General features: G+C 42.1%; 3 protein-coding genes. 1 reads left to right on the top strand and 2 read right to left on the bottom strand.

Annotated elements, in window-relative coordinates; genetic code table 11:
- Positions 1 to 143 precede the first annotated feature (143 nt).
- Both V7K73_RS04085 and V7K73_RS04080 read right to left on the bottom strand, forming a co-directional pair.
- A complete protein-coding gene (locus V7K73_RS04085; RefSeq protein WP_334877382.1) occupies positions 144 to 3,245 on the bottom strand; it encodes an esterase-like activity of phytase family protein in 3,102 nt (1,033 codons plus the stop codon).
- Positions 3,246 to 4,151: 906 nt separating this feature from the next.
- Complete coding sequence (locus V7K73_RS04080) at positions 4,152 to 4,934, bottom strand: COP23 domain-containing protein (protein ID WP_334877378.1); 783 nt, start codon at positions 4,932 to 4,934, stop codon at positions 4,152 to 4,154.
- A gap of 543 nt (positions 4,935 to 5,477) precedes the next feature.
- On the opposite strand from V7K73_RS04080, the gene V7K73_RS04075 reads away from it, so the two are divergent.
- Positions 5,478 to 6,227: an SDR family NAD(P)-dependent oxidoreductase gene (locus V7K73_RS04075; RefSeq protein WP_334877376.1), complete on the top strand. Its 750-nt coding sequence runs from the start codon at positions 5,478 to 5,480 to the stop codon at positions 6,225 to 6,227.
- The last annotated feature ends 82 nt before the right edge of the window (positions 6,228 to 6,309 follow it).

Raw genomic sequence — 6,309 nt, 5'->3', positions numbered from 1 at the left:
TCTTTATCCGGATGCGCTAAAGCGCAACTACGAGCCAAATACAGAGATTTTACTTTTCGTTACATAGTTTGGTTTTATCTTGCCTACCTACTTATAGGATTCACGCCGATTTTTGTTGAACCTAAGCTGTAATCATCTTTCGGCTAAATCACACTAGCAGAAAAAACGAAATCATTTGCTTTGAGGCTAGTTGATGTGATTCCCAGCAATGAAGCCAACTCTGTATTTCCAGTTTTCACGATAGTATCACTACCCTGTTGCAACAGTGTTAAAGCACTAAACTGAGTAACACCAATACCGCCCACCCCGATTTTATCTATGCCGATGGTAAAATCAGTCACAATGTTCTTACTAGTTGGCAGACTACCATCAGCAAGAAAGAATTGGTCAATACCAGCACCACCACTGAGGCGATTACCGCCCTGTTCACCGGCAAATAGCACATCATCACCATCCCCACCAGATAGGGAATCATTCACACTAGAGAAGAGTTTGTCATCCCCAGAACCACCGTAGAGACGGTTATTGCTACCTTGACTCTTGAGGGTATCGTTACCTGAGCCACCGAAGGACAGTTGACGAGTTCCTTCAACTACTGTCAAAGTATCATTACCTGCTGCTCCAAACAAATTATTACTACCATTTGCTTCAACTACGGTAACTTCATCATTACCAGCACCACCATCAGCACTAGTGTTCTTAGCAGGGCTATTTGTGCCAATCAAGACTTGATCGTTACCGTCCCCCGTAGACACTGAGGAGTTACTACCAACTACTACCGTGTCATCACCGCTTCCAGTCACGATTGTGTTAGCTTTATTACCCTCTACAAAATCTGCTCCGTCACCTGTAAATAAGGTTTGATTTGGTTGAACAGTAATATCATCGCTGGTAGTGGAGCCAAACTTAATTTGTTCAGATTGAGGTTGACCTAAGCCAGGAGCAACATTGAGGGGATTATCCAGCTTCAACAGAATAATTTCATTGTTGTCTATGACTGGATTTTTAGGATCATTTCCAGGACGACCTGTAGAGAAAGGATAATTGTTGTCATTAGCTACCAAAATGGTGTTTTTGTCAACAACTAAAACATTTTCAATGGTTTGGAATGGGAAGTCAAAGGTAGTTTTGCCGTCCCCATTCAGGTCTTTGGGGTCTTTGATGTTTAACAAGTCTGCAACTTCTTCTTTAGCTACATAGCCATTAGAATCTGTCTTAGACAAGTCTATTTTGTAAATCTTCTTAAATTTAGCCGCCGCCCCTTGATTGTTATCCCGTTCAATGACTAGGTACTCACGATCATTAATAACTGCTAAATCCCCGATGGAATTTGACGGATTATCCAATCTGTAGTAACGTAGTTGATTGCTGTATTTGTGGCTGGCTAAATCAAATTCATTAATCCGCAAAGCACCAGGAGTATCACCTTGAACCGTACCCTCTAGCAGCATATAGAGTTTGGTTTTGCTGGCGTTGATGGCTCCGCCTTCAAAACCTTTAGAACTGCCTAAGTTAGCAAAAGCATCTCCTGAGAGAACATCGGGGTTTTGTGGCGATCGCACTACATTATATTGAGGATTATCTCTGAGTTGATCCCGTACTTTATCCCCGATATCTGGAAAGTCTGTAAATAGCGCATCTACACCTAATTGATAGAACTGCTGAATTTCTAGTGCTAGCTTGCCTTTATAATCTGCTGCTAAGTATTGATCTTCCGCCCGGAAGGTGTAAGGATGAACCTGTAACCCGGCGTTATGAGCATCTTGAACTAAAGTAGAGGGAGGTAATGTTGTCTTATCAGCATCATTAACTACTCCATCGCCATTGACATCATCGGCTTTGCCATCACCATTAGCATCAGTACCTTTGACGCTAACAATCATCCGCTTCCAAGGACCAATTCCATCAGCATAAGTGGCAACTTCAGTCAAGCCTTTTGGTGTTCGCAAGTCGCCATAAGTGCGAGTGTCACCACTGACTTTCAAATCATAAGGCTGACTTTCGATGATTTTGCCGTTAATGTCAATGTCACTAGCATCTAAAAGTTGGATAAGTGGAATATCCACCCCTGCCGCAGGCATAATTTTATCATGGAGTTCTTTGAGGTTGCCCACTTCAAAAGACTGGATGAAAATGCGACTGGGGTCAGTAAAGTTATTTGCCTTCAGGGTATCGATTAATAACTGACTGATGTTTCTGTTGATTTTGTTCGTAGTGCCTACATAGGTGGCTTCATCGGCCAAGTAGGTCGGATGCTTAGTTTCAGGGTAGATACCAATTTTTTTACCTGTATCGGCTTCTACTTGCTTAACTAAATTGATGATTTCCGTGAAGGTAGGAATTTCAAATTGATCGTCAAAGGAGTGATTGCGGAAAGGTAGACGTTCTTCTGCGCGTAAAGTTTTGATTTCAGCTAAGGTGAAGTCTTCAGCAAACCAACCTGTAATTGTGTTTCCATCTAAACTTACTGTTTTTTTGCGATCGGCAAACTCTGGATGCTTGTAAACATCTGTGGTAGTATTGTTAAAATTGACAGTGCCATCAGCCTTCAAAACTGCTAAAGCTGGCTCATGGCGAGCAATTAGCACACCATCTTTTGTAACTACCAAGTCAGGCTCAATGAAGTCAGCACCTCGGGCGATCGCTTGTTTATAAGACTCTAAGGTATGCTCTGGACGATAGCCACTTGCTCCTCTGTGACCAATTACTTTAGGTGCTTCTCCATCTAAAGTTTTGAATCGGTCGGGTGTAGCGATCGGAGCCTCTAATAACTTACCACTGGCATCAAAATGCAGGAGGTAGGGGCCAAACTCATCTCCAACCCAGATTGTCCCGTCTTTATCAAAGACAAATGACTCTACATCAAAGTCTGCACCAGTTAATAATCTTCCAGTAGTTCCCTCATTCACAATTTGGAAAGGAACTTTATTGTTAGGATCAGAAAATTGGATATAGTCTAAAACTTTAACGCTACCGTCTCCATTCTCTGTTCCTTTAAAATTTGGATCTACACGGTTTATCCGCAGTAGGAAATCTGCACTATTATCTTTGCTACCGTAACCGTTATCTGATAGGAAGTACAAAGAGTTGCTGTTAGCAAATTGCACACCGCTAAAGCCCTGAACTGGCTGTCCGGGGAAAGGCCCAGTTCTGCCATTGGCTGAAACGTCTGCACCAGAAGCAGGCCCATCACTAAAGGTATCAGCAGGTAAAGAAGCAAAACCGACTAACTCAATTGCCATAATTTAAAATGCTGGTTGGGTATTTGGATTTAACTGCATCACAAGCTATTGAAGTTATCTGATTACTTGTGGGAAAAATAAATCATGAACTCAGGCGAGAAAACGGAATTACTGGTAAATTTCAGAAGTGCAAAAATATAGTTTGGGGACTTTTATCCTAATTGCCAATTGCGAGTTATTCGGTCAACTACTAATCTGTGTTAGTGAGTAATCAGTGTGGAAGACTGGATTCAGAATTTAATGTCGATAGTAGTTATGAGATAACTTAGCTAGCAGTAAAGATGTTTTCATAAAAAGATTAATAAAAGATAAAATTCAATAGAAGAAATGATTAAATATCTCGATGAAAATAATACTTATAAAAGCTTATACATATTAGATTTAAACCTCACCCTGCCTCCGGCTTCCCTCTCCAAAATATAAAACCTCACCCTGCCTCCGGCTTCCCTCTCCAAAATATAAAACCTCACCCTACCTCCGGCTTCCCTCTCCAAAATATAAAACCTCACCCTGCCTCCGGCTTCCCTCTCCTTAATAAGGAGAGGGATTGAGGGTGAGGTTTAATCTTATATTAAATTACGCCTACCTACTTAAAGTCAACATATTTCTATTCTAAATTCAACTTATTGTTGATAATTATCAAAAGAGAAAATTTGATTTTTTGTAGTTTGAGTTGGCTAGCGATCGCATTAATTTTAATAGTTAGGGCTTATACCATTTCTGAAAATATTTGTAACGGATGAAACGTTTAGATACCCGACTTCTTTAAGAAGTCGGGTATCTCATTGTTCAGCACTCAAATTATTGAGAGAATTGGATAAACTCTCGCTTGCCGATAAAAAAGGCGGACAAGATGCCCGCCTCACAATAAGTAGTTGGATATTTTTATTAACTAAAAGCCACAATTGCCTAACGGAAATTACCAGGATTTAAGCGAACAGAGTTAGGCTGAGACTGACGACGAATTGCTACTCCACTTTGCAACTTGTTTCCAGTACCGCCATCTTTGCGATCGAGGAAAGGTTTCAAATTAATCCCACTTCTAGAGGAACTAACTCGATTATTGCCACCGCCTAGAAGTGTGCGTCCTAAATTATATAATTCGTTGCCTCCACTACTGCGATCGCCATAAGTGTTAACGGCTATAGTCTGTTGTCCACTGTCAGCAGTAGTCAAGTTCTGAAAAATACTATTGCGGATAACATAAGGGTCTTTCCCACGCGGTACTGTCAGCACAATTCTACAGGTTGAGTTAGCTTGTGTTGTGACGCAGACAATGTTTTCGTTATTTTCTACAGCTGTCTGGAGTTCTTGTAACCCATCTGGGCGATAAAGTTCTAAGCGACTGGCAATTGCTGTACAACGCCTTTGTGCATCCCAACCACCGCCCAAAGCAGCAGGCGCAGCCCAAGCAAAGTATTGACCTGGTTGACTTTGTGGCTGATACATAACGGTGTACTGCCCATTGTAAGTCTGACAAGTAAACCGAGTTATACCGTCAGTTGAGGGTGAAGGTGGTATACCTGTTGATGTGTCTATTGGTGTTGATGACCCATCTGATGGTACTGTTGGTACGACAACGCCATCACCATTACCAGTAGAGTTATATTGCGCCATTGCTACGGAATTGCCCAGACACAAAGATAAGCCAAGACTGCCCAAAGATATCAATCGAATCAGTTGTGATGACATAAATCATCCTCCAGTAGAAATAGGTGGGGAATTGATAGTTTAAGTGACGAATAATTCTATCTTTTGATTCATCAAAAACGCTATTTTTTTTCTCTCTTGCTTTGTTCTCTTCGAGTAGCTTTTTCACCCGTGCTTTAATTTGTAGATAACACCCCACTCCTTCATAGGCGTAATTAAACATAAGATAAAACCTCACCCTGCCTCCGGCTTCCCTCTCCAAAGTATCGGAGAGGGATTGAGGGTGAGGTTTTATATTTAATTTGACCCACTTACTTAGTTACTACGGGTAATGAGATTTTGTAAATAACTAAACTCACTACCGCCTGGGTACAAAGATAACCAACTAGGAGGAGTATTTTTTTCTTGTTTCCTAATTATGCTTCAGAATTAGGATTATCATCTCTGGGAGAGGGTAGAAGATATCAACAGAGGCAAAATTAAATTCCAATCCATAAAGGCGTTCGGATCTTGAGGTGAACTTTTGAGCGCGTAAAGCCCTCAAACCGTCAAGTAAAAAACGAAAAAACAACGGAGAAGCTAACAATGGCTGGTAAGTTAACTGATAAAGTGGTAATTGTAACAGGGGCATCGTCTGGTATTGGCGAGGCGACAGCATTAGCACTGGCATCACTTGGTGCTACGGTAGTGATTGCTGCCCGTCGGAGCGATCGCTTGCAAGGCATAGAAGCCCGGATTACTGACACTGGTGGAAAAGCCTTATCCATTACTGCTGATGTTTCAGATGAGGCGCAGATAGAAGCGTTGGTAAACAAAACTCATGAAAAATTTGGCAGAGTTGATATTCTGATCAACAATGCAGGGGTGATGCTGTTAGGTCTGATTGACGGTGCAGATACAGAAGACTGGCGACGCATGATCAATCTCAACGTATTGGGATTGATGTATGCCACTCACAAAGTTTTACCGTTGATGAAGGCACAAGGTACTGGGCATATCGTTAACATTTCATCGGTTGCAGGTCGAGTTGCAAACGCGGGAAGCGGTGTCTACAATGCCAGCAAATGGGCGGTTGGTGCGTTTTCCGAAGCACTTCGCAAAGAGGTCTATCAAAACAACATCCGCGTCACAATTATTGAACCAGGGTTAGTGGCAACAGAGCTAACGCAGCATATTACAGATTCTACTGCAAAAGAGCAGGCGAAGAAGTTTTACGGTTCGGTCAAAAATCTGGAGAGTGAAGACATTGCTAATGCGATCGTCTATGCCGTCACACAACCGGAACACGTTAACGTCAACGAAATCTTGATCCGCCCGACTGAACAAGAACGGTAATCGGGGAGCATCCCGTCAGGTACAAAAACCTTGATAGCCCTCACCCCCTAACCCCGAATCCCACCTGAAGGGAGAGGGGAAC

The organism is Nostoc sp. (assembly GCF_036916975.1).
Taxonomy (GTDB): Bacteria; Cyanobacteriota; Cyanobacteriia; order Cyanobacteriales; family Nostocaceae; genus Nostoc.
This window is presented reverse-complemented; position numbering and strand designations above follow the sequence as displayed.

Coding starts and splice junctions, on each gene's coding strand:
- V7K73_RS04080 (WP_334877378.1), bottom strand. CDS start 4,934: ATGTCATCACAACTGATTCGATTGATATCTTTGGGCAGTCTTGGCTTA.
- V7K73_RS04075 (WP_334877376.1), top strand. CDS start 5,478: ATGGCTGGTAAGTTAACTGATAAAGTGGTAATTGTAACAGGGGCATCG.